Below are 22,002 nucleotides of genomic sequence, written 5' to 3'. Positions count from 1 at the left end.
AAACGCTCGGCTGGAGAACCCCAGCCGAGCGCCTGCGTGATCTACTGACGACCGCGTAAGCCATCAGGTGTTGCGAGGACCCCAAGAATCTGCCGTCCGGGCGTCGGGGGCGTTCTGCCGGTACCCGCGGGCGGGTGCCGGCAGGGAGCGGTACGGAAGGGTCAGAACAGGAACGGCGACGGCAGCGACGGGACCGGCGACGCGGCGCGCCGCTCGGTCGAACCGGGGGCGCTGCGGCAGGTCACGTCCCGCGCCGGCAGTCGACCCGTGGTGAGGTACGCCTCGACCGGTGCGGCGACACAGGAAGCGGGGTCGACCAGGTACACGCCGTGGCCCTCGCCGCCCTCCGCCAGCACCATCCGCGAGCCGCCCAGCGCGCGGTGCAGGCCCTGGCCGCTGACCAGCGGGGTCTGCGAGTCCCATTCGTTCTGCACGGTCATCACCGGGGCCCCGGTCCGCATCGGCGTGGCGGCCTCGATCGGCCGCGACCAGAAGGCACACGGCTTGATCCCGGACGTGAAGTCCCCGTACAGCGGGTACCGGGCCTTGTCCCGGACCGTCTCCCGCTCGTACTGCTCGGGGTAGCGCGGCCACTCGGTGTCCCCGCACACCACGGCCAGGAACGCGGCCGTGCCGTTGTCGGCGGCCGGCTCGGCGGTGGGCAGCAACAGTTTCCGCTGCGCCGGCGAGAGCGCGGCGGGCTTGCCGTCGGCCGCGTCCTTGAGCGCCTTGACGGCGGGGGCCGCCTGGGCGGGGTAGAAGAAGAGCGCCCGAAGCGCCCGGATGTCATCACCCGTCAGCTTCGCGCCGTCGAGCGGGATCGGGTCCTCGTCGGCGCGGGCCACCAGCGCCCAGAACGTCCGCGACACCGCCTCCGGGGTGTCCCCGAGCCCGTACTCGGCCGAACGCTGCGCCGTCCACCGGGTCCAGCGCGCGAACGCGGGCTCGGCCTCGCTCGCCCACACCTGGAGCATGCCCCGCCAGATCCGCTGCGGGTCCACGCCGCTGTCCAGTACGAAGCGGTCCGTGCGGGCCGGGAACAGCTGCGTGTAGACCGCGCCCAGGTAGGTCCCGTAGGAGTAGCCCAGGTACGAGATCTTCCGTTCGCCCAGCGCCGAGCGGATCGCGTCCATGTCCCGTGCGGTGTTGCGGGTGGTGATGAAGGGCAGCACCGCCCCGGCCTTCTCGCGACACTTGTCGGCCACGGTCCGCGCCCACGCCACGTCGGAGGGGAAGCTCTCCGGCCGGTACGGACGCATGATGTCCTGTTCCTCCGGCGTCAGTCCGCAACTGACCGGGCTGCTCGCGCCGACCCCGCGGGGGTCGAATCCGATCAGGTCGTACTGCTCGCGGACCTCCTTGGGCAGCTGCTCGTTCAGCTGGAGCGGCAGGTCGAGCCCGGGGCCGCCCGGGCCGCCGGGATTCAGCAGCAGCACACCGTGCCGCTTCGCCGGGTTCTGGCTCCTCATCCTCGATATCGCGAGGTCGATCGTGCGCCCCGAGGGGCGCCGGTAGTCCAGCGGGACCTTGATGGTCGCGCACTCGTACGCGGCCGGCTGGGCGGGATCGCACCGCTGCCAAGCGGCCGGGCGCGCGACGAACTCGGCGGCCGGGACGTCGGCCGGGGCGGCGGACGCCTGGGGCGCGGTGAGCAGCGGGAGGGCGGTGACCATGAGGCCGGCTGCGGCGAGCAGCGGTGTGAAGCGTTTCCTGCGCACAGGGAGGCGGTTCCTTTCGGCGGGGCGACGGGTCCCGTCCACCCTGTGGCACGCGAGGCCGTACCGAATCCTCCCGAAGAGCTGGTCGGAATCCTCCCCGCGAAGGAGGGTCATTCCGGACAACTGGCCGATACTCCCAGGCGGTTGGGTCCGTGACACACGGAGGCCGAACGCGGCACCGTACCAGCCGTTCGAGGCGTTGCCCGGATCTTTGTCCGTTCGTGATGGTCCTTCCGAACGGGCACCCCGACTGGCACTAGCGTCCCTTGGCACCCGGGGAGCTCGGGTGCACACGGCGTGGCCGCCGGACACCTCCGGCCATGCCGCCCCTCCCCGCCCACGCAGCAAGGAGGCACTGTGCTGTCATTCCGCCGGTCGAACGTCGCCGCCATGTCGGTCGCCTCGCGACACGTGATGGGGACGCTCATCGTCATCGGCGCCCTCGCGTTCACGCTGGTCGCGCTGCTGATCCCCGTGCAGAAATTCGGCGGCACCACGGCCGCGGCCGCCACCACCCCCTCCGGCGACGACGACGGCGCCGGAACGATGAGCACCGCCTTCGGGCCGCTGACGCCGCAGGACCGGGACTTCGTCCGCAAGGTGCGGCTCGCCGGACTGTGGGAGCTTCCCGCCGGGCGGCAGGCGCAGGAACGGGCCACGCGCCCCGCCGTACGCACCGCGGGCGAACACCTCGTCGAAGGCCACACCGCACTCGACCGCCACGTGCGGGCGGTGGGTCAGGCCCTCGGCATGGAGCTGCCCGACCGGCCCAGCGCCCAGCAGCAGGGCTGGCTCAACCAACTCGACACCGCCCAGGGCAACGAGTACGAGCGGCTGTTCGTCCAGTTGCTGCGCCGGGCGCACGGCAAGGTGTTCGCCCTCGTCGCCCAGGTCCGCGCCCAGACCCGCAACTCGATGGTGCGGGATCTCGCCACGGACGCCAACTCCACCGTTCTGGACCACATCTCGGTCCTCGAAGCCAGCGGCCTCGTCGATTTCGACGGCCTGGCGGACGTCTCGCCCGCCCCTTCCACCGTTCCCCGACCGACGAAGTGAAGTGATCGCATGAGCCCAAAGGGCCACAAACGTCGACTGAGGCCGTCCCACAAGGCCCTCGCCCTCGTGTCCGCCCTCGTCCTGGGCGCCGGCGGAGTCGTGATCGTCGAGCAGGCGGCCTCCGCGGGACAGGACTCCGCGCGCAACGCCCCGGTGACCGCCACCATCGACTGTCCCGACGTCGGCGACCGGCTCCGCGAGGTCCCGGACCCCGCACGGGGTGAAGTCGACCGCGACCTGGCGCAGTTGGACACCCAGATAGCGGACTCCTACCAGCGCCTCGCGACCGGCCGGGCCCAGGGCGACGCACTGCTCGGCGAGTTGCAGGGCAAGCGGCAGAAGACCATCACCGGCATGGCCGACGCGATCGGCCGGACCGCCGCCCGCCCCGGGGGTCTGGAGGCCCTCAGCGGCTGCTCGATGAAGCAGGCACCGGCCGCCGACGCCGCGGACACCGCCGCCGAGGCGGCCGGCCCGGCCGACGCCCAAGGACTGGCCCAGGGCAAGGCCGGTGGCGGCAAGGGCGGCCCGGCCCGCTCCGACTTCGTCGTCATCGGCACGGTGAAGCCCAACGTCCGGACCCCCGCCGCCCAGGCGAAGGCGTCCAAGGGCTCCTTCTCCGTCCAGTGCGGACGCAACGAGAACCGCCACCTCAACCCCGACAACGTGATCGTCGCGCCGGGCGTGGGCAACGGCGCGCACCACATGCACGACTACGTCGGCAACGAGACGACCGACGCCTTCTCCACCAACAACAGCCTGGCCGCCTCCGGCACCACCTGCTCCAACGGCGACCAGTCCACCTACTACTGGCCGGTGCTGCGACTGCGCGACGGCCGGGCGGAGCAGGACGCCAAGGCGCCCGGCGGCGGCCAGGACGCCAACGTCGGCACCATCCTCAAGCCCAAGCAGGTGACGATCGACTTCAAGGGCAGCCCCACCGGGCCGGTCACCGCCATGCCGCGCTTCCTGCGGATCATCACCGGTGACGCGAAGGCGTTCACCAACGGTCCGACGAACGCGAACGCCTCCTGGAGCTGCACCGGCTTCGAGAACCGCCAATTGAAGGACAAGTACCCGATCTGCCCCAAGGGCAGCGACGTCGTGCGGACGTTCACCTTCCAGAGCTGCTGGGACGGGAAGAACGCCGACAGCGCCAACCACCGCACCCACGTGGCCTTCGCCCGCGGCGACGGCTCCTGCCCGGCGGGGTTCAAGGCCATCCCGCAACTCGTGCAGCGGATCACCTACGCGGTGGCCCCCGGCGCCCGGTTCGCCGTGGACAGCTTCCCCGAGCAACTGCACAAGCCGGTGACCGATCACGGCGACTTCATCAACGTCATGTCGAACGGGCTGATGGCCGGCGCCGTGCGCTGCATCAACGGCGGGCGGGCCTGCCGCTGAGACCCTCGGGGCGACGCCCCCCTCCCACTCCCCGCGTCGCCCCGAGAGCGGTGCCGGACCGAAGCCGACTTCGGACCGGCACCGCGCCGTGCCGTCGCCCCGCGGCGGCCGGCTCCCACGTCACCGAGGAGCGATCGCCATGTCCGGCTCTCACCGCACCACGGCCGGTGCACCATCCGATCAGGGGGCAGCGCCCAGCGACCGGGAACTCACCCGTCGGCTCAGACGGTCCTACGCCCGCGGCGCCATGGACCCCGACGTCTGCGACCTGCTGTACCGGCGCCACCGCGGCGCCCTCATGGCGTGCGCCCGGGGTTGCTGCCGCGCCCCGCAGGACGCCGAGGACCTCGTCTCGGAAGCCTTCGTCCGCACCCTCCAGGCCGTCCGGTCCGGCGCGGGTCCGCGGGACGAGTGGCGCCCGTACCTCCTCGCGGTGGTCCGGCACACCGCCATCGAATGGCGGACGGGCGACGGCCGGACCGTCCTGACCCCCGACGTCGAATCCTGGTGCGGCCCCGGTCCGTCCGGCGAGGACCCGCAGCAGCGGCTGCTGTCCGAGGAGGAGCGCCGGCTGGCCGCCCGCTCCTTCCACTCCCTGCCCGGACGTTGGAAGGCCGTCCTGTGGCACACGCTCGTCGAGGACGACTGCCGCCACCAGGTGCCCGTGCTGTTCGGGATCACCCCGAGCGCCGTGACCTCGCTGGCCTTCCGGGCCCGCGAAGGGCTCCGGGAGGCGTACTTGTGCGCCCACCTCGGCCCCGCCGCGACCGGCGACGACCGGTGCCGGCCGTACGCCCCGATGCTCGGCGCGGCCGTCCGGCGCCGGGACGCGCCCCGTGCCGGGGGGCTGCGCCGTCACCTGGCGGGATGCCCCTCCTGCTCACGGGCGTACGCGGAACTGCTCGACCTCGGAGCCGCCTTGGGCGTGCACGCCTCCGGCCCCGGCTCCACCCCGCGCTGAGGGGACGGAACCGGGGCCGGACGGCTTGCGGACGCACGGGTCCGCCGGTGCGCGGGTCTACAGGCCGTTGACCCGGGCCATCCGACCGGCACCGAGTGGCGGCCGGAATTCGGCGGTCACGACCCGGGCCCGCCGGCTCACCCGCGAGTGCTGACGCCGTACTTGAGCCATCAGCCGGCGGGTGCGCAGGGCCATCTCCAACTCGAAGCGGGTGCGCGGGTCCCGCAGCCCCGTTCCGAAGAGCTTCTCCAGTTGCCGCATGCGGTAGCGCACGGTCTGGGGATGTACGCTCAGCGCCTTGGCCGCTTCCGGCGCGCCGCCCCCCTCCAACCAGGCGAGCAGGGTCACCTCCAGTCGCTCGCTCTGGCGCGGGGTCAGGTCCGCGAGCGGTCGCAGCCAGCGCGCGGCCAGCGCGTGCGCGAGGGGTTCGTCCTGGAGCAGCAGCAGGGTGGAGAGGTGGTCGTCCACGAAGACGGCGCGGGCCTCGGCGCCGGGCCGGGCGGGGGTCAGGTGGAGCAGGCGCAGCGCCCAGCGCAACGAGGAGGCGGCGTCCCGCAGCGCGACGGGGTGCCCGACGGCGGCGAACCGCCCGCGCAGCGCGCACTCCAACGGGCCGCGGGCGTCCGGGTCGGGGGCGGCCACCAGCAGGCACGGCTGCCCGCCGACCATCCCGGTGAGCGCGTCGTCCAGTACGCCCGCCAATTGCTGCATCTCGCCGGGCGTGGCCGGCGCGACGGCCCGTACGGTGGCCGGCAGGGGCCATCCGGCCGTGGCGGCCAGTTCCGACAGGGCTATTTCGGACATGGGCATGTCATTCGTAAGAGCGGTGAACAGCTCCCGCCGCGCGCGTTCGGCCGCGGTGCCGTGCGCCTCGGAACGCGGTGAGGGAACGGCCTTGAGGGGCACCAACCGGCCACTCGCGGAAGGGTTCAGGTCGGGCCGCGCGGTCTCCCGCGGCCGTTCCTCCTCGGCCGGGGCGCAGGGTTCCCGGTATCCGAGAGCGGTCAGCAACGCCGCCTCCACGCGCTGTTTGACCACCTCTTCGTCGGTGTCGCCGATCAGTTCGCGGAATCCGGGTATGCCCTCCCGGAGCTCCTCCGCGATCCCCGCGGCCAGCGCGGGCAGTTCCCTTCGCAGGACCCGGGTCCACTCGCCGCGGGGGCGGGACCAGATGCGGTTCAGCAGTTCGCACATTGTTACCTCGTTCATGCCGGGGTATGGCCTGCCCCGTGGGAGGGTGACAAGCCTGTCGGGGCCGCCTCCCTCCCCGCCGGCGTCGGTGCCGGCAGGGAGTCGAGCGCCTCGTACTCCCTCCAGGAGCGTGCCATCCACTTGCAGTCCCGCGACCTTGCCTTGATTTTGCCGTCGGGGAGGTGTGGCGGCGGACGAGGGGTGAATCTCGTCGTGACCGCACCACTGGAAGGGAATCTTCCGGGGATGTTCGATGCGATGACTGCGCGGGCGCCAGAAATTATCACGTTTCGATAAATCCCGTGGAGGTGCTGCGACGCTCCACGATGCTTCTGCACTCCGGCCCCCGCTCCCCGGTCGGTGAGGCGTCATCTCCCGCCCGCCGCGGAGCAGTTCCGACGACTGCCCCGGGCGCCGAGCGCGAGGTGGAGTGCTCGGGCCCGGGCGTATGGGAGAACCAGATGCCCTTGCCCCAACCCCGTACGCCACGCTCCCACCGGGCCCGCCGGGCCAGACGCCACGCCGGTACGGCCGCCGCGGCGGCCGGACGACGCGCCGTGCGCCGGCCGCCGCTGCTGTCCGCCCCCGGGGGACTGCACCCGGGCGCCCTGTCCGCCGCCGCGCTCGCCGGCCTCGTCGCGCTGACCGTCGCGGTCCGGGCGGGCGCCCTGAGCCGGCTGTGGGACTTCCTGGACTACGGCGCGGGCGTCCTCTCGCTCGTCTCGCTCACCTCCACGGTCCTGTGGGGCCTGGCCGCCACCGACCGCACGCTGCTGGCGTCCGGCCACCGACTCGTCGCCCAGGGGGTCCACCGCGGACTCGCCGTCGCCGGACTGGCCTTCCTCGCCCTGCACATCTGGATCAAGATCGCGCGGGCGCACACCGGCGCCGCGTCCGCCGTCCTGCCGTTCGCCGACCCCGACCGGCCCGTCCTCATCGGACTCGGCACGCTCGCCGGGTACCTCTTCGTCGCCGTGGCCGTCTCGGGCGCGGCCCGCAGCGCGTTCGCCACCAAGGGCCGCTCGCTGTGGTGGCGGGCCCTGCACGTGGGCGCGTACCCCGCCTGGGGCGCCTCCCTGGTGCACGGCCTCAAGTCCGGGCGGGTGGCGGCCGGTTGGGTGACCGTGGCGTACGGGCTCTGCCTCGCGGGCGTCGCCGCCGTCCTCGTGATCCGGCTGCGCGCGCGACTGCGCGCGTTCCCCGCCCGCCCGGCCGTAGTCCCGCCGCCCCCGCCCCGCGCCCCCGGACAGGGGCCGCCGCGTACGCCGCTGCCCTTCGTCCGCAAGCCCGCCGAATGGGCGGCGGCGCGACTGACCGCACGGCTGGCCCGCCAGACGCAGTCCACCGCCGACGAGGTGCGGCCCGACCCGCTCGGTGATCTGCCGGCGACCGCGCGGGCGGCCGCCGGTCCGGCGACGGTGTCCCGGGCCGCCGCGCAGGCGTATCCCGTGGCCTCGTCCGAACCGCAGCCTTATGCCGCGCAGCCGTATGCCACACCGCAGCCGTATGCCGCGCAGCCTTACGCCGCACCGCCGTACGAGCCGCAGCCGTACCCCGCGACGGTGTTCATACCGAGCAGGCTCGGCGTGGCCGACCGACCCGGTGAACCGCTCGGCGGGGCGCGGGGGCGCCAGTGACCGGCGTGTCCCGCCCCGCCCTGGGCTGCGTGGGCATGCCCCGGCTGTTGGCGGGGCTCGACCTGGCCGCCCGGCTCGATCTGGCCGGGCACCTCGCCGTACACGGGCCCCGGCCCCGCTACCCGGTCGAGGAACTGGCGAACCTGGCCGAAAACGTGGATCTCAAGGGGCGCGGCGGGGCGGGCTTCCCGTTCGCCCGCAAACTCCGCGCCGTGCTCCGCTCCGCGCGGGCGCGCGACGGACGCACCGCCGTCGTCGTCAACGGCAGCGAGGGCGAACCCAGTTGCCTCAAGGACACCGCCCTGCTGCTGCACGTACCGCACCTGGTGCTCGACGGCGCGCTGCTGGCCGCCGACGCGCTCGGTGCCGAGGACGTGGTGATCGGCGTGACCCGGGACGACGTGGAGGGCTCGCTGCGCGCCGCCGTCGCCGAACGCGACCCGGCGGACCGTCGGGTCCGCGTGGCCCGGCTCCCCGAGCGCTTCGTCACGGGGGAGGGCACCGCCCTGATCAACGGCATCGAGGGCGGACCGGCGCTGCCGTCCGGGCAGAAGGTCCGCACCAGCGACCGGGGCCTCGGCGGACTGCCGACCCTGCTGTCCAACACCGAGACCTACGCCCAACTCGCCGTCGCCGCCCGACTGGGAGCCGCCGAGTACCGGATGGCCGGCCTCGACGACGAGCCGGGTACCGTCATGCTGACCGTCGGGGGAGCCACGGTCGTCGAAGTGCCGACCGGGACGTCCCTCGCGTACGTCCTGGACCTCTGCGGATCGGAACCCGGCCAGGGCGTCCTGGTGGGCGGCTACCACGGTCGTTGGCTGGCCCCGGCCGCCGCCCGCTCCGCCGCCCTCTCCCGCCGCTCGCTCGCCTCGTACGACGCCGTGCTCGGGGCGGGCGCCGTGCTGCCGCTGCCCCACGACACCTGCCCCGCCGGGGAGGTCGCCCGCGTCACCCGTTGGATGGCGGACGAGTCCGCCGGACAGTGCGGGCCGTGCGCGCGGGGGCTGCCCTCACTCGCCGACGCGGTGGACGCCCTCGTCGGCGGTGGTGGACGGCCGGCCCTCGAAGCCGTCCAGGCGCGGATGCGCTCGGTGCTCGGCCGCGGGGCGTGCAGCCACCCCGACGGCACCTCCGCCTTCGTCGCGTCCGCGCTCGCCGTGTTCCCCGACGAGTTCCGCGACCACGCGCTCGGCAGCGGCTGCGGACGCCGGGCCCTGGGCGCGCTGCCCCTGCCGGCCGACGAGAGCCCCGAACGGCTCGTCGTGGACTGGACGTTGTGCAAGGGCCACGGACTCTGTGTGGACCTGCTGCCCGACATCGTCCGGCTGGACCCCGACGGCTACCCGGCCCAGGGAGTCATGCCGGTCCCGGGACGGCTGCGGCCCAAGGCGCTGCGCGCGGTCCGCCGCTGCCCGGCGCTGGCGCTGCGCATCCAGGAATGAGCGCGTTCCGCAGGCCGTGAACGGCCGCGGTCGACCCGGGTTCAGCCTTTGGCGCGATCTGACAAATTCCCGCCCGTATGAATTCGACGGGCTTCCGGGGCCTTATGAATGACCCGGAAGAGAAAACGCCGAATGGAAACGCAGGGAGTGAGCAACCATGAACAACAAGCGTCGTGGGGCGGCCGCCGCCGGATCGGTGATGGCGGTACTGGTACTGGCGGTCGGATGCGGGAGCGGCGGGTCGAACGCGGGCCGCTCGGGGAATTCCGTACAGCCGGTCGGGAACAGCAAAGCCGTCGGAAACGGATACGACAGCGGATACGGGTCCGGCGGCGCGGGAGCGGATCCGGCGGCCGGCTCGGGGTACGGCGCCGCCGGCGACGCGGCGGCAGCCACCTCCGCCAGGGCGGGCCAACTCGCCGTACGGGACGTCGCGAACGTGGGCAGCGTCGTCACCGACAGCGCCGGCCTCACCCTCTACCGGTTCGACAAGGACACCGCCAAGCCCCCCACCTCGAACTGCTCCGGCGACTGCGCCACCGCGTGGCCGCCGGTCCCCGCGGCCGACGTCTCGGCCGCCGCGGGCATCGACGCCGCCCAGCTCGGCGAGGTCACCCGCGCCGACGGCAGCAAGCAACTCACCCTCGGCGGCTGGCCCGTGTACCGCTACGCCAAGGACACCCAGGCCGGGGAGGCCAAGGGCGAGGGCGTCGGCGGCACCTGGCACGCGCTGGCCGCCGACGGGAAGAAGGCCGTCGACCAGAAGGGCGGCGAAAAACCCGGGGCGCCCGCGACCGGTGGCACGGGAGCGGGAACGGGCAGCGGAATGGGCAGCGGAATGGGCGACATGAACGCCACATCCGGTGCGGAACTCTCCGTCGCGACCGACGCGAAACTCGGGAAGATCCTCGTGGACGGGCAGGGACGAACCCTGTACCGATTCAACAAGGACAGTGCCTGGCCGATGAAATTCGGTTGCCTCGACGCCTGCCTGGACACCTGGAAGCCCGCCGCTCCGGTGGACAAGACGAAGGTGTCCGGAATAGCGGCCAAACTCGTCGGCTCGGTGAAGCGCCCCGACGGATCGCAGCAATTGACGATCGACTGCTGGCCCGTCTACCTGTTCACCGGCGACACCCAGCCCGGCCAGACGAACGGACACAACAAGCAGGGCCTCTGGTTCGCCGTCGACGACGCCGGCAAGAAGATCCCCGCCGACCGGTAGGCCCCGACCCGCGCGCCGACCCGCGCACCCCCGCCCCGCCCTGCCCCGCCCCGAACCCCCGCGAGGGAGACATGCCGCAATCACCCCGAGTCACCGCCCGCCACCTGGCGCCCTGTGTGGCCGTGCTGCTCGCCTCCCTGCTGTGCGGGGGGTGCGCCGGCGGGCCCGCCAAGGCCCGGCCGGCCGCCGCCACCCGTGCGGCGAGCCACGTCACCGTCCAGGACCTGGCGGCGGCCCTCGGCTGCACCGCCGAGATCACCGTCGATGCCGAGGAACTGCGGGAAGGAGCGTGCGGGGCGGGGGCCGCCGGGTTCCGGATCGAGACGTTCACCGCGGACGAGGGGCAGCGCGCGTGGCTGGCGCAGTCCCGCGAGTACGGCGGCACCTACCTCGTCGGGGACCGGTGGGTGGTCACCGCCGCCTCGGCCGAAGCCCTGGCGCCGCTGCGCGAGCGCCTCGGCGGGACGGTGGAGACCGGTGACTCCCACGGTCCGGACCACGGGGGCCCCGGGCACGAAGACCACGGGGACCCCGGGCACGAAGACCACGGGGGCCCGGGGCACGAAGACCACGGGGGCCCGGGGCCCGGGGACGCCTCCCCGATGGACCCCGCCCACGACCCCGGGCACGACCCCTCGCCGGGCCGGTCACCGGGGTAGCCGGGGCGCGGGGCGCGCCGAGAGGGACACTGGAGGTGAGGTCCCGGCCGTCCGATCCGCGGGGTACGGGCCGCACGGTGCGGCCCGCGCGGACCGGCCGCCGGGCCGGCGGGAGAGCGCCATGAACGGCTCGGTCCTCGTGGGACGCGTGGTCGGCGTACCGCTGCGCATGCACTGGAGCGTGCCGCTGCTGGCGGTCTTCCTCGCGTACGGCCTCGGCCGCCAGACCCTTCCCCTCTGGACACCGGGGCACTCGAACGCCGTCTACACCCTCGCCAGCGCCGCCGGCGCCCTGCTCCTGATGGCCAGCCTGCTGTGCCACGAGGCGGCGCACGCGGCGATGGCCCGCCGCAAGAAGATCTCCGTACAGGACGTGACGCTGTGGGCGCTGGGCGGGATGACCCGCATGGGGCGCCCCCAGAGCGCGGCGGCGGCCTTCGCCGTCGCCGTCAGCGGCCCGCTCACCAGCCTGGTCATCGGCGGGGCCGCCCTCGGGGCCGGTATCGGCCTGGACCGGCTGGCGGGGTGGGCCGTGCCCGGTGCGGTCCTCGGCTGGCTCGGCTGGGTGAACCTGGCCCTCGGCGTGTTCAACCTGCTGCCCGCCGCTCCGCTGGACGGCGGCCGGGTGGTCCAGGCGGTGCTGTGGTGGCGCACCGGTGACCGGGAACGCGCCGAGCGGGCGGCGTCCCGCAGCGGCCAGGTGCTGGGCGTCCTGCTCATGGGCGCCGGCTGGGTCTCGCTGCTGCGCGGCTCCTCGGGCGGACTGTGGCTGGTGTTCACCGGCCTGTTCGTCATGGTCGTCGCGGGCGCCGAACGGCAGCGCGCCGTCATGGGCACGGCACTGCGCGGTGTACGCGTCGCCGACGCCATGACCAGCCCGGTGACCACCGGCGCGGACTGGCTGACCGTACGCCGCTTCATCGACGAGGTGGCCCTCCCGTCCCGCCACTCCGCGGTGCCGCTGCTCGACTTCGAGGGCCGTCCCAGCGGCGTCGTGGAGCTGCGCAGGCTGGCCGCGGTCCAGGGTGCCCTGCGCGAGACCACCCAGGTGCGCGAGGTGGCCACCCCGCTCGCGCGGTGCGCGGTCGCCTCGCCCGACGACCCCCTGACCGAAGCCCTCGACCGGCTCGGCATGGCCACCGGTACCCGCCTCCTCGTGGTCGATGGCGGCCGGCTGGTGGGCATCGTCACGGCGAAGGACATCACCCGCCTGATGCGCCGACAAGTGCTGGGCGGCGAGAAGCCGAGCTGAGCCGGCGGCCTCCGAGGCGGCGGCGCGTTCCGCTCGGACACAATGGGGACGTGCCCGGACCGCGGCAGGCGGTCAGGGACCGGAAGCGGGGGAGCACGCCATGTCACGTACGCGGTCCAAGTCCGAACTCGACGCCCTGACCGCCGAGTTCTTCGGCGCGTTCGACAACCGGGACGGCAAGACCGCCGATGTCGACAGGCTCCGCCGGCTGTTCCTCCCCGGCGGTGTGATCGTCAAGACGGGCCCCGACTTCACGGTCTACACCGTGGCGGAGTTCGTCGAGCCCCGCCGACGACTGCTGAGCGAGGGCCGGCTGGTCGACTTCTCGGAGTGGGAGACCTCCGAGCGCACCGAGATCCAGGGCGACATCGCGTCCCGCTTCGGCGACTACCGCAAGTCCGGAACCCTGGACGGCACCCCCTTCGAGGGCGCCGGCACCAAGACCCTCCAGTTCGTCCGCACCCCCGCCGGCTGGCGCATAGCCGCCCTCTCCTGGCACGACCACCCCTGACCCACGCCCTGACCCACGCCCGCGATCACAGGCGGCCGGCGCGGGCTCGTCACCGTGCCGCTCACGTGGCCGCGCGGGACGCGTAGGCGCGGATGTCGGCGTCGGGGTCGGTGGCGGCCGTGGCGAGGGCGGCGCGGGCTTCGGGGACGGCGCGGTGGACCAGCAGGGAGAGGACGGCGGCCTTGCGGACGTCCGCGTTCGGGTCGGCCAAGGCCTGGGCGAGGACGGGAACCGCCGCGGCGGGTGGGGCCGCCCGGAGGGCGGTCGCGGCGCCGGTCCGGACCTGCCACGCGGGGTCGCCGAGCGCCGCCGCGGCCCGCGCGGCGTACTCGGGCGGGCATCCGACGACGGCCAACGCGGCCAGGGCGGCCCCCCGGACCAGCGGGTCGGGGTCGTCCAGCAGCGGGTCGAGCGGGGCCGGCGTCGGGGCGTGCACGGCCGCGAGTCCGCGGGCCACCGCGACCCGGACCTGACGGGCCGGGTCGGCGGCGGCCACCCCCAGTTCCGCCGCGGCGTCGACCGAGACCAGGGCACGGACGGCGGTGGTGCGGACTTCTATGTCGGTGTCGGCGAGTGCGGCTGCGTACACCGTGGCGTCACCCAGCCGCAGCGCGCGCAGCACGTCGAGTGCGGCGGCCCGGACGGTCGGGTCGGCGATGCGCAGCGCCGCCCGCAGGCCGTCGCCCAACTCCGCTTCGGCCGGCAGCACTTCCACCAGCTCGCGCAGCGCGGCGGCGGCAGCGGCCCGCACCCGTGGCGCGCTGTCCCGCAGGCACGCGGCGAGTGCGGGGCCGGCGCCGGTCGGTACGGTCTCGCCGAGGGCGGCGACCGCGGCCGCCCGCACGCCCGGGTCGGCGTCGGCCAGGTAGGGGCGGAGCGCGTCCAGGTCGGGGGACTCCTCGGCGAGGGAGAGCAGGCGGAGGAGGGCGGCGCCGGGCGCGGCCACCTCGGGAGCCTCGGACGGGGCGGGCGTCGGCGCGGACCCCGCCGCGGCCGCGGTCGAGCGGGCGGCCGGAGCGGCGTCCCGCGGGCCGGCCGTGGCCACCGGCACCAGCGTGACCTCGCCCAGCGGGCGCTCCGGCCCCGGCGTCGGCGCGAACTCCGGCACCGGGACCGCGTACGGTTCGACGGGCCGTGCGGTGAACACCATGGCCCCGGAAGGCGACTTGCGCAGGTCGAGGTGGTGCAGCCAGCCCGCGTCGTCGCGCTCCGGGTGGTCCACCCGCTCGTGGTACAGGCCCCACCGGGACTCGGTGCGGGCCAGCGAGGCCCGGGCGGCCATCTCCGCGCAGTCCCGGATGAAGCCGACCTCCGCGCACCGCATCAGCTCGTGTGCGGTGCGCGCCCCCATCCCGGCGATCTCCTCCGACATCCGGGTGAACGCCTCCACCGCCAGGGACAGCTTCGCCCCCGTCTTCGGCGGTGCCACGTAGTCGTTGACGAACCGCCGCAACTTGTACTCCACCTGCGGCTGCGGCGGGCCCTGGGGGTTGCGCAGCGGCCGGTAGACGAGCTCGTGGGCGGCGACCAGTTGGTCCCGGGGCAGCTCGCCCTCGTAGGCCCGGTACCGCGCGGCGTCCTCGCCGGCCAGGTCGCCGAAGACGAACGCGCCGATCATGTAGTTGTGCGGTACGCAGGCCAGGTCTCCGGCCGCGTACAGCCGGGGCACGGTGGTGCGGGCGTGTGCGTCGACCCGCACCCCGGAGGCGGAGTGACCGCCGCACAGTCCGATCTCCGAGATGTGCATCTCGATGTCGTGGGTGCGGTAGTCGTGGCCGCGGCCCGCGTGGAACGTGCCGCGGGTGGGTCGCTCCGTCGTGTGCAGGATCGATTCGACGGCGGTGACGGTCTCTTCCGGCAGGTGACTCAGCTTGAGGTACACCGGGCCCCGGTCGGAGGCGAGTTCGTCGGCGAACTCGGCCATCATCTGCCCCGACCAGTAGTCCGACTCCACGAACCGCTCGCCGTGCCGGTTCACCTGGTAGCCGCCGAACGGGTTCGCGACGTACGCGCAGGCAGGCCCGTTGTAGTCCTTGATCAGCGGGTTGATCTGGAAGCATTCGATGCCGGTGAGCGCGGCTCCCGCGTGGTAGGCCATGGCGTAGCCGTCACCGGCGTTGGTCGGGTTCTCGTACGTCCCGTACAGGTAGCCGGAGGCCGGCAGTCCGAGCCGGCCGCAGGGCCCGGTCGCCAGGATCACCGCGCCGGCCCGGACGGTGACGAACTCCCCGGTGCGGGTGTTGAACGCGGCCGCGCCGATGGCCCGGCCGTCGTCCGGGTGGGTGAGCACCCTGACCGGCATGACCCGGTTCTCGATCCGGATCAGCTCCCGCATCTCGCGGCGCCGCAGTTGCCGGTAGAGGACCTTCTTGACGTCCTTGCCCTCCGGCATGGGCAACACGTACGAACCGGACCGGTGCACCTGGCGGACCGCGTACTCGCCGTGCTCGTCCTTCTCGAACTTCACCCCGTACGACTCCAGCCGCCGGACCATCGCGAAGCCGCGGGTCGCGGTCTGCCGGACGGTGGACTGGTCGACGATGCCGTCGTTGGCGCGGGTGATCTCGGCGACGTAGTCGTCCGGCTCGGCCCGGCCCGGGATGATCGCGTTGTTGACCCCGTCCATGCCCATGGCCAACGCGCCGGAGTGCCGTACGTGCGCCTTCTCCAGCAGCAGCACCCGCGCACCGCGTCCGGCCGCGGTCAACGCGGCCATCGTGCCGGCGGTCCCACCGCCGATGACGAGGACGTCACAGGACAGCTCGGTCGCGTCGGCGAGAGCGGGAACGGGCAGGGGAGTGTCCACCAGGGTCTCCACGGAGGTGCCTTTCAGAGGGATTCGAGGATGCGGCGGCGCAGTTCGACGGTGCCGGGGGCCTGCCGCGCGGCCCGCTCGCGCGGGTGCGGTACGTCAAGCACCCGGCCGGAACCCAGCAGGGCGACCCGGTCGCCGAGGAGGACGGCCTCGTCCACGTCGTGGGTGACGAAGACGACGGTCGCGCCCGTGCCCCGCACGATGTCCACCAGCAGGTCCTGCATCTCGGCGCGGGTTTGCGCGTCGAGCGCGCCGAAGGGTTCGTCCATCAGGACCGCGCGGGGCCGGCCGGCCAGGGCGCGGGCCAGCTGGACCCGCTGTCGTTGGCCGCCGGACAGTTGATGCGGCAGCTTGTGGGCGTACTCGGCCAGACCGACCCGGTCCAGCCAGTCGGCCGCGGAGCGCCGCCGTTCGGCCCGCGGGACCCGGCGGATCGCCAGCGGGAGTCGCACATTGGCGCTGACGGTGCGCCAGGGCAGCAGGGCGTCGTGCTGGAACACCAGCGCCCGGTCGGCGGCGGGCCCGGTGATCGGCTCGTCGTCGAGGGTGACCTGCCCGTCCAGTGGGGGCAGCAGCCCGGCGAGGGTGCGCAGCAGGGTGGACTTCCCGCACCCGGAGGGTCCGACCACGGCCAGCAGTTCGCCCGGCGGGATGCGCAGGGTGACGGTGCCCGGCAGGGCGGTGCCGTCCGGGTGGCCGAGCCGAACGTCGTGCAGGGCGAGTGCGGCCCCGGTCGGCGGGGTCGTGGGGAGCGGGGTCGTGGGGTTCACGGGACCGGTTCCTTCCGGGGAACGGCGGTGCGGGCCGCGGCGCCCGCGGTGGGGGCGGCTTCGGTGTGGGCGGGGGCGGTCCTGCGGGACGCCGGCCGCTTCGCCCTGGCACCACCGGGTGCTGCCGGGCGGGGCAGCCAGGCCGTGGCGCGATGGCCCAGCAGCTCCACCGCCGTCGAGGTGAGCCATCCGAGGGCTCCGATGGTGGCCATCCCGACGAAGACCCCCGGGTAGTCGAGGATCGTGTAGGCCTGCCAGGTGCGGTAGCCCACCCCGTACTCGCCGGAGATCATCTCCGCGGAGATCACGCAGATCCAGGCGACACCGATGCCCACGGACAGACCACCGAAGATGCCCGGCAGGGCGCCGGGCAGCACCACCGAGAACAGCACCCGGAGCCTGCCGCCCCCCATGGTCAGCACGGCCTCTTCCCAGACCGGGGTGAGCGCCCGCACCGTGTGCCGGGTCGACACCACCACCGGGAAGAAGGCGGCGGTGAAGGTGATGAACACGATGCCCTGCTCGTTGGTCGGCAGCAGCAGGATGGCCACCGGGACGAGGGCGATGGCCGGCACCGGTCGCACCACCTCCACCAGCGGGCCCAGCAGGTCGGCGGCCCACCGGGACCGCGCGATCGCCGTGCCGACCGCCACCCCCAGCACGGCGGCCAGCAGAAAACCCACCACGATCCGCCGGAGGCTGTAACCCAGGTCCTGCCAGTAGGGGCCGGTGCCCAGCCGGTCGGCGAAGGCGGAGGCCACCTCGCCGACCGTCGGGAACTGCTCGAACCGCAGCCACAGGTTGACGTCCAGGGACGTCAGCAACTGCCAGAGCCCGAGGGCCGCGACCAGTGAGGCGGCGCGCAGCAGCCGGCGGCCCGCACTCATGACGCCAGACCCACGGCGTCCGCGTAGCTGACGATCCGCGCCCCGGCGTGCCCGTCGAGGTATCGCTTGGCACTGGCCGGGGTGACGAAGGCGCGCAGGTCGGCGCCGTCCGCCACCCACACCGCCTTGTCGGCGAACCACAGGGTGCCGGTCAGCGCGTCCGGCACGTACGCGGCCCGTACGTCCGCGCCCTTGGCGGCCTTCAGCAGCTCCTTCGGGCTGTCGAACGTGCGGGTGGCGGTCTGGCCCTTCAGCCAGAGTTCGGGCTTGGCGGCGCTCGCCTGCGGGTAGGCGGGGGCCTGCACGGCCCGCTTCAGCGGTGCGGGATCGACGAAGGCGTCCACGTCGACGTCGCCGACCAGGGCGGCGGTCTTCAGTACCGGCACGTCCTCCTTCAGCGCGGCGATCAGCTCCGGGCGGAGCTCCGGGTCGAAGGTGGCGATGCCGTTGGCACCGTTGTAGAGGTAGACCACCTCGGCCGGCAGCCCGGTCGCCTTGGCGACCGACTCGGCGGCGGCGACGGGCCGCTCGCGCAGGTAGTCGGTGGCCCGTCGCTGCGCCTTGAGGAAGTCGTCGAGGACCCCGGCCCGGTCCTCGGCGAACTTCTCCCGGACCGTGACCCCGTGGAAGGTCGGCAGGTTCAGTTCGGCCCCGTCGTACAGGGCCGTGGCGCGCCCCTCGAAGGTCAGCTGGCCGGGCCAGGCGACGAACTGGGAAAGCGCGTCCGCGCTGCCCGCGGCCAGGGCCGAAGCACCCACGCTGGGCTGCTGGTTGAGCTTCTGGATGTCCTTGTTCGGGTCGAGGCCGGCCTTCTGGAGGGCCCGGACCAGCGTGCCGTCGGCGGCCGAGCCGACGCTGGTGGAGACCTTCTTGCCGCGTAGGTCGGCCAGCGACCGCAGCGCCGAGTCGGGGGCGGTGACCACCGTGTTCAGGCCGCCGCGCAGGTTGTAGCCCGTGACCGAGACCAGCCGGGTCGGCTGCTTGAGCTCCTTGCCGCGGGCCGCGTTGATCAGCAGCGGGAAATCGCCCATCGAACCGATGTCGATCTTCCCGGCGGTCATCTGGGCGGTGATCGGCGCGCCGGTCGCGTAGTCCTGCCAGTCGACCTTGTAGGTGGTGCCGTCCTTCTTCCCGCGGGCCGCGAGTTCCTCCTCGAAGTAGCCGAGGGAGCGGAGCAGGGTGCCGGCGGTGACGGTGTTGATGGTCTTCGACTGGTAGCCGACCGTCACCGTGACCGTCTTCGGCCCGGTCTTGCCGTCGGCGCCGGCCGCGGCGCCGCATGCGGTCGCCAGCGGCAGCAGCAGGGCGAGCGGAAGGAGTGGCAGGAGCGGGATTCTCTTGCTGTTCATGGGAGTTCGGCCTTTCACCGGAGCAGGTAGGGCATGTTGACGGTGACCGCGCCGGTGGGGCAGCGGGCCGCGCAGGGGCCGCAGTACCAGCACTCGTCCACGTGCATGTAGGCCTTGCCGTTGTCCTCGCGGATCGCGAGCGAGTCGAGCGGACACATGTCGACGCAGAGCGTGCAGCCGTCGATGCACTTGGACTCGTCGATGGTCACGGGCACGTCGGCGCGTTGCGGAACAAGGGGCATGGCTGTCTCCAAAAGCCCGGAAGGGCCGGGAACACGAGGAATGGAAGGAAGGCGAAGCTCAGGGCTCAGCAGGAGCGGCGCAGCACACCGTTCATGGTGATGCGGTCGCCGCGGAAGCGGATGAATTCCAGGTCCACCGGCCGGCCGTCGGGCAGATGCGTGAGTCGTTCCAGCATCAGTACGGCGGCGCCGCGTGGGGCCTGGAGCACCGCGGCGGAGTGCGCGTCGGCGTTGACGGCCTCCAGGGTGATCTCGGCATGGCCGAGCGGGCCCCCGGTCAGTGACTCCAAGAGCCGGAACACGTCCGTGTTCTCCAGGTCACAGCCGAGCAGTTCGCCGCCCACGTCCATGGGCAGGTAGGACAGGTCGAGAGACAGCGGCAGTCCGCCCAGGCGGCGCAGCCTCTCGATACAGAGCACGTCGGTGTGCTCGGGCAGGCCCAGCCGCCGGGCGACCGGGCCGGGGGCGGTGACGGGGCCGACGGTGCGGACCTCGTTGCTGACCCGGCCGTGCTCGTGCAGGGTCTCGGCCAGGCCTTGGAGGCGGTCCAGGCCGTGCGGGTACTTCTCGCAGACCACCACCGTGCCGACGCCGGGCTGCCGGTCGATGAACTGCTCGCCGCGCAGCAGGTCCAGTGCCTGCCGGACGGTGTTGCGGCTGGTCCGGTAGTCGGCGGCGATGGCGTCTTCCAGGGGGAGGACCCCGCCGGGGAAGCCGCCCGCCAGGATCTGGTGGCGCAGCAGGTCGGCGAGCTGCCGGGCTCGGTCCGCACGCAGCCGTCGGCGGCGCGCGGCGGCGACCGGGAGGGCGGCGGGGGCGGGTTCGGCTGGCATGGAAGGGAACGTACCGGCAGAGCGATCCCCGTGGTGTTGCCGCAGTATTGCGCCACCTGACGCCCTATGCGAACCGCTCTGACCTGCGGATTCAGCGGAAAAGTGGCAAGATCCGCCACTGTGGCGCCCACATCGTGGACGACCGGACGGCCACCATGTGGTCAGGGGTCAGGGGTCAGGGGTCAGGGGTCAGGGGTTGGTCCAGGCTTCCGGGGCGCGGGTCAGCGCGGATACGTCGGCCGGCAGGTCGGACGAGGCGACGTCGGCGAGCGTCACCCCGTCGAGGACCTCGCGCACGTTGGCCCGCAGTGCGATCCACAGGGGCAGCAGCGACCGGGCGGGGCCGGTGTACGACAGGTCCGGCGGGCGTACCCCGCGCACCGAGACGAGCGGTCCGTCCACGACGCGGATGACATCCGCGATGCTGATGGACTGGGCCGGCTTGGCCAGCCGGTAGCCGCCGTTGCCGCCGCGCCGGCTGAGTACGAGACCGCCTCGGCGCATGTCGTTCAGGATGCCTTCGAGGAACTTGTGCGGGATCTGCTGCGCGTCGGCGATGGTCTCGGCCTTCAGCGGCCCGTCATCCTGTGACGCGGCAAGCTGCAGCGCGGCACGTACCGCGTAGTCCGCCCTGGCTGAGATCCGCATAGGGGCATTATCCCGTACGACTACGCCCGCCGTCCGTCCCGGGTGGGCCGCAGGTTGCCTGACGGGCGCTCGCGGCCGGTGGCCGAGGGGGTCGGGTCGCGGATCCGCGTCCCGGGCGGCGCCCCACGTCAGTGGAAAGCCGCCGCCACCGCGCGGTGGGAGCCGTTGAGGTAGTGCTCGCCGATGGAGCGCAGGCGGTGCGCGACCGGGCGGTGGGCCGTCAGCACGCGGGCGTTGCGCCAGAACCGGTCCAGGCCGGGGGCATCGGCGAGCTCCAGCACCCGGGCGGTGATGTGCAGCGCGGCCTTCGCCGTCACGGTCTCGGCCGTGGCGACCAGCGCGGCCACGCCCGCGGGTTCCTCGGCATCGAGCTGCGCGCCCGCACCGAGGGCCTGCGCCATCACCTCCGTCGCCCGGTCGACCACCGCGGTGGCCGTCTGGGCGGCGGACGCGAGTTCCCCGTACGTCAGGAGGAGGTCCGGGTCGGCGGCGGCCGGCCGGTACGCGCGACCGCCCCTGCTGAGGTCACGCGCCTCCGTGAGGGCGCCCTCGGCGATGCCGAGGCCGACGTGGCACAGGGCGAGCCGGAGCGCCGGCTCGGCGAGCGCGGTGAAGGGGGCGGTCGACTCCTCGTCGTGCGGCCGGCGGCCCAGCACCTGCCCGGGCGGGACGGCGACCCGGTCGAAGACGACCTCGCCCGCGCCGGCGACGCGTTGCCCGAGGCGGTCGTGGGCGGGTTCGATGGTCACGCCCCGCGCACCGGGTGGAATCCGTACGACCAGGACGTCACCCGTCACGGCGCAGACGGCGTCCACCACGATCTGGTCGGCGACGGTCACCGACGTATCCACGGACCGGCACCCGTTCAGCACGTAGCCGGTGGTGCGCGGTCTCAGCGTGAGGTCCGGTCCCTCCATGTCGTCATCGGGCGCGGGACTGCGGATCGCGCCGGTCCACAGCCACCGCTCGCGCACCGACTCCTCTTCGAGGCCGGCCGCCTGGTGGTGGGTCCCGTAGAAGCGTCCGCTCCAGGCGTGTACGTAGTGGCGGGCGAGCAGGTCGCCGATGGAGCTGTCCGCCGCCGCGATCTCCCGTATGACGGCGCATCCGGTACGCCAGTCCGTCCCGCGGCCCGACGAGGGCGGGTTGAGGGCCGCCGGCAGACCGGCTTCGCGCAGCCGGGTCGTCTCGTCGATCGGCGGCTTGCCCGCCTGGTCGCGGGTGATGGCGTCGGCGGCGAGGTCGTCCGCCACATCGCGGGCGGTACGCAGGAGCGCGCGACGCCGGGTGTCGGAGAACCGGGCGCCGGGCGCGGCCGGTGACGTCGCCACGGGCGTCATCGAAGGGTCCGGGTGCCGCAGCGTGACGCCGGGGCCGGGCGGACGGCGGTGCCGTGCGG

19 protein-coding genes are annotated in these 22,002 nt (G+C 73.6%); 9 read left to right on the top strand and 10 right to left on the bottom strand.

What is annotated here, in order from left to right; all coding sequences use genetic code 11:
* Nucleotides 1-161: 161 nt before the first annotated feature.
* On the bottom strand, nucleotides 162-1,673 hold the full coding sequence (locus ACFVXJ_RS24695) for an alpha/beta hydrolase (RefSeq protein WP_389664778.1): 1,512 nt from the start codon (nucleotides 1,671-1,673) through the stop codon (nucleotides 162-164).
* 402 nt (nucleotides 1,674-2,075) lie between these two features.
* Between ACFVXJ_RS24695 and ACFVXJ_RS24690 the strand changes: the two genes are divergently transcribed.
* The 3 genes from ACFVXJ_RS24690 to ACFVXJ_RS24680 all read left to right on the top strand — a co-directional run bounded on the left by ACFVXJ_RS24690 (nucleotide 2,076) and on the right by ACFVXJ_RS24680 (nucleotide 5,139).
* Nucleotides 2,076-2,774, top strand: a complete 699-nt coding sequence (locus ACFVXJ_RS24690) for a DUF4142 domain-containing protein (RefSeq protein ID WP_389664769.1) — start codon at nucleotides 2,076-2,078, stop codon at nucleotides 2,772-2,774.
* Nucleotides 2,775-2,783: 9 nt separating this feature from the next.
* On the top strand, nucleotides 2,784-4,178 hold the full coding sequence (locus ACFVXJ_RS24685; protein ID WP_389664767.1) for a DUF1996 domain-containing protein: 1,395 nt from the start codon (nucleotides 2,784-2,786) through the stop codon (nucleotides 4,176-4,178).
* A 139-nt stretch (nucleotides 4,179-4,317) separates the two neighbouring features.
* The gene (locus ACFVXJ_RS24680; RefSeq protein WP_389664765.1) at nucleotides 4,318-5,139 is read left to right on the top strand and encodes an RNA polymerase sigma factor; all 822 of its coding nucleotides are present in this window, start codon (nucleotides 4,318-4,320) and stop codon (nucleotides 5,137-5,139) included.
* 57 nt (nucleotides 5,140-5,196) lie between these two features.
* Here the strand turns inward: ACFVXJ_RS24680 and ACFVXJ_RS24675 are convergent, their stop codons facing one another.
* Nucleotides 5,197-6,348 carry a PucR family transcriptional regulator gene (locus ACFVXJ_RS24675; RefSeq protein ID WP_389664763.1) on the bottom strand — a complete coding sequence of 384 codons (1,152 nt, stop codon included), beginning with the start codon at nucleotides 6,346-6,348 and terminating at the stop codon, nucleotides 5,197-5,199.
* 443 nt (nucleotides 6,349-6,791) lie between these two features.
* Here ACFVXJ_RS24675 and ACFVXJ_RS24670 point away from each other — a divergent pair, with 443 nt between their 5' ends.
* The 6 genes from ACFVXJ_RS24670 (at nucleotide 6,792) to ACFVXJ_RS24645 (ending at nucleotide 13,059) form a co-directional block, all read left to right on the top strand.
* A complete protein-coding gene (locus ACFVXJ_RS24670) occupies nucleotides 6,792-7,967 on the top strand; it encodes a hypothetical protein (protein ID WP_389664761.1) in 1,176 nt (391 codons plus the stop codon).
* A complete protein-coding gene (locus ACFVXJ_RS24665) occupies nucleotides 7,964-9,412 on the top strand; it encodes an NADH-ubiquinone oxidoreductase-F iron-sulfur binding region domain-containing protein (RefSeq protein WP_389664759.1) in 1,449 nt (482 codons plus the stop codon). The genes ACFVXJ_RS24670 and ACFVXJ_RS24665 overlap by 4 nt, the downstream gene beginning before the upstream one ends.
* Nucleotides 9,413-9,569: 157 nt before the next feature.
* Nucleotides 9,570-10,637: an SCO0930 family lipoprotein gene (locus tag ACFVXJ_RS24660; protein ID WP_389664757.1), complete on the top strand. Its 1,068-nt coding sequence runs from the start codon at nucleotides 9,570-9,572 to the stop codon at nucleotides 10,635-10,637.
* Nucleotides 10,638-10,708: 71 nt separating this feature from the next.
* Nucleotides 10,709-11,296 (top strand): hypothetical protein, encoded by a 588-nt coding sequence (locus tag ACFVXJ_RS24655; protein WP_389664755.1) that lies wholly within the window; start codon nucleotides 10,709-10,711, stop codon nucleotides 11,294-11,296.
* A gap of 121 nt (nucleotides 11,297-11,417) precedes the next feature.
* Nucleotides 11,418-12,548: a site-2 protease family protein gene (locus ACFVXJ_RS24650; protein WP_389664753.1), complete on the top strand. Its 1,131-nt coding sequence runs from the start codon at nucleotides 11,418-11,420 to the stop codon at nucleotides 12,546-12,548.
* Nucleotides 12,549-12,648: 100 nt separating this feature from the next.
* Nucleotides 12,649-13,059: a nuclear transport factor 2 family protein gene (locus ACFVXJ_RS24645; protein ID WP_389664751.1), complete on the top strand. Its 411-nt coding sequence runs from the start codon at nucleotides 12,649-12,651 to the stop codon at nucleotides 13,057-13,059.
* Nucleotides 13,060-13,120: 61 nt separating this feature from the next.
* Here the strand turns inward: ACFVXJ_RS24645 and ACFVXJ_RS24640 are convergent, their stop codons facing one another.
* The 8 genes from ACFVXJ_RS24640 to ACFVXJ_RS24605 form a co-directional block, all read right to left on the bottom strand.
* Nucleotides 13,121-15,865: a fumarate reductase/succinate dehydrogenase flavoprotein subunit gene (locus tag ACFVXJ_RS24640; protein WP_389664749.1), complete on the bottom strand. Its 2,745-nt coding sequence runs from the start codon at nucleotides 15,863-15,865 to the stop codon at nucleotides 13,121-13,123.
* Between the two features lie 23 nt (nucleotides 15,866-15,888).
* On the bottom strand, nucleotides 15,889-16,644 hold the full coding sequence (locus tag ACFVXJ_RS24635; RefSeq protein ID WP_389664747.1) for an ABC transporter ATP-binding protein: 756 nt from the start codon (nucleotides 16,642-16,644) through the stop codon (nucleotides 15,889-15,891).
* Nucleotides 16,641-17,531, bottom strand: coding sequence for an ABC transporter permease (locus tag ACFVXJ_RS24630; RefSeq protein ID WP_389664745.1), 891 nt, complete (start codon nucleotides 17,529-17,531; stop codon nucleotides 16,641-16,643). The genes ACFVXJ_RS24635 and ACFVXJ_RS24630 overlap by 4 nt, the downstream gene beginning before the upstream one ends.
* The gene (locus tag ACFVXJ_RS24625; protein ID WP_389664744.1) at nucleotides 17,528-18,880 is read right to left on the bottom strand and encodes an ABC transporter substrate-binding protein; all 1,353 of its coding nucleotides are present in this window, start codon (nucleotides 18,878-18,880) and stop codon (nucleotides 17,528-17,530) included. The genes ACFVXJ_RS24630 and ACFVXJ_RS24625 overlap by 4 nt, the downstream gene beginning before the upstream one ends.
* Before the next feature lie 14 nt (nucleotides 18,881-18,894).
* Complete coding sequence (locus ACFVXJ_RS24620; protein WP_125741086.1) at nucleotides 18,895-19,122, bottom strand: ferredoxin family protein; 228 nt, start codon at nucleotides 19,120-19,122, stop codon at nucleotides 18,895-18,897.
* 65 nt (nucleotides 19,123-19,187) lie between these two features.
* Nucleotides 19,188-19,955, bottom strand: a complete 768-nt coding sequence (locus ACFVXJ_RS24615) for a GntR family transcriptional regulator (protein ID WP_389664742.1) — start codon at nucleotides 19,953-19,955, stop codon at nucleotides 19,188-19,190.
* A 189-nt stretch (nucleotides 19,956-20,144) separates the two neighbouring features.
* Nucleotides 20,145-20,603: an RrF2 family transcriptional regulator gene (locus tag ACFVXJ_RS24610; RefSeq protein WP_389664740.1), complete on the bottom strand. Its 459-nt coding sequence runs from the start codon at nucleotides 20,601-20,603 to the stop codon at nucleotides 20,145-20,147.
* A gap of 128 nt (nucleotides 20,604-20,731) precedes the next feature.
* Nucleotides 20,732-21,943, bottom strand: a complete 1,212-nt coding sequence (locus tag ACFVXJ_RS24605) for an acyl-CoA dehydrogenase (RefSeq protein ID WP_389664738.1) — start codon at nucleotides 21,941-21,943, stop codon at nucleotides 20,732-20,734.
* Nucleotides 21,944-22,002: the final 59 nt, after the last annotated feature.

Origin of the sequence: Streptomyces sp. NPDC058279 (assembly GCF_042881255.1) — a bacterium.
GTDB lineage: Bacteria > Actinomycetota > Actinomycetes > Streptomycetales > Streptomycetaceae > Streptomyces.
This window is presented reverse-complemented; position numbering and strand designations above follow the sequence as displayed.

Bases quoted from the DNA above. Each gene is read 5' to 3' on its own strand.
- ACFVXJ_RS24695 (WP_389664778.1), bottom strand. From the start codon at position 1,673: ATGGTCACCGCCCTCCCGCTGCTCACCGCGCCCCAGGCGTCCGCCGCC.
- ACFVXJ_RS24685 (WP_389664767.1), top strand. From the start codon at position 2,784: ATGAGCCCAAAGGGCCACAAACGTCGACTGAGGCCGTCCCACAAGGCC.
- ACFVXJ_RS24680 (WP_389664765.1), top strand. From the start codon at position 4,318: ATGTCCGGCTCTCACCGCACCACGGCCGGTGCACCATCCGATCAGGGG.
- ACFVXJ_RS24675 (WP_389664763.1), bottom strand. From the start codon at position 6,348: ATGAACGAGGTAACAATGTGCGAACTGCTGAACCGCATCTGGTCCCGC.
- ACFVXJ_RS24670 (WP_389664761.1), top strand. From the start codon at position 6,792: ATGCCCTTGCCCCAACCCCGTACGCCACGCTCCCACCGGGCCCGCCGG.
- ACFVXJ_RS24660 (WP_389664757.1), top strand. From the start codon at position 9,570: ATGAACAACAAGCGTCGTGGGGCGGCCGCCGCCGGATCGGTGATGGCG.
- ACFVXJ_RS24655 (WP_389664755.1), top strand. From the start codon at position 10,709: ATGCCGCAATCACCCCGAGTCACCGCCCGCCACCTGGCGCCCTGTGTG.
- ACFVXJ_RS24650 (WP_389664753.1), top strand. From the start codon at position 11,418: ATGAACGGCTCGGTCCTCGTGGGACGCGTGGTCGGCGTACCGCTGCGC.
- ACFVXJ_RS24645 (WP_389664751.1), top strand. From the start codon at position 12,649: ATGTCACGTACGCGGTCCAAGTCCGAACTCGACGCCCTGACCGCCGAG.
- ACFVXJ_RS24630 (WP_389664745.1), bottom strand. From the start codon at position 17,531: ATGAGTGCGGGCCGCCGGCTGCTGCGCGCCGCCTCACTGGTCGCGGCC.
- ACFVXJ_RS24625 (WP_389664744.1), bottom strand. From the start codon at position 18,880: ATGAACAGCAAGAGAATCCCGCTCCTGCCACTCCTTCCGCTCGCCCTG.
- ACFVXJ_RS24620 (WP_125741086.1), bottom strand. From the start codon at position 19,122: ATGCCCCTTGTTCCGCAACGCGCCGACGTGCCCGTGACCATCGACGAG.
- ACFVXJ_RS24615 (WP_389664742.1), bottom strand. From the start codon at position 19,955: ATGCCAGCCGAACCCGCCCCCGCCGCCCTCCCGGTCGCCGCCGCGCGC.
- ACFVXJ_RS24610 (WP_389664740.1), bottom strand. From the start codon at position 20,603: ATGCGGATCTCAGCCAGGGCGGACTACGCGGTACGTGCCGCGCTGCAG.
- ACFVXJ_RS24605 (WP_389664738.1), bottom strand. From the start codon at position 21,943: ATGACGCCCGTGGCGACGTCACCGGCCGCGCCCGGCGCCCGGTTCTCC.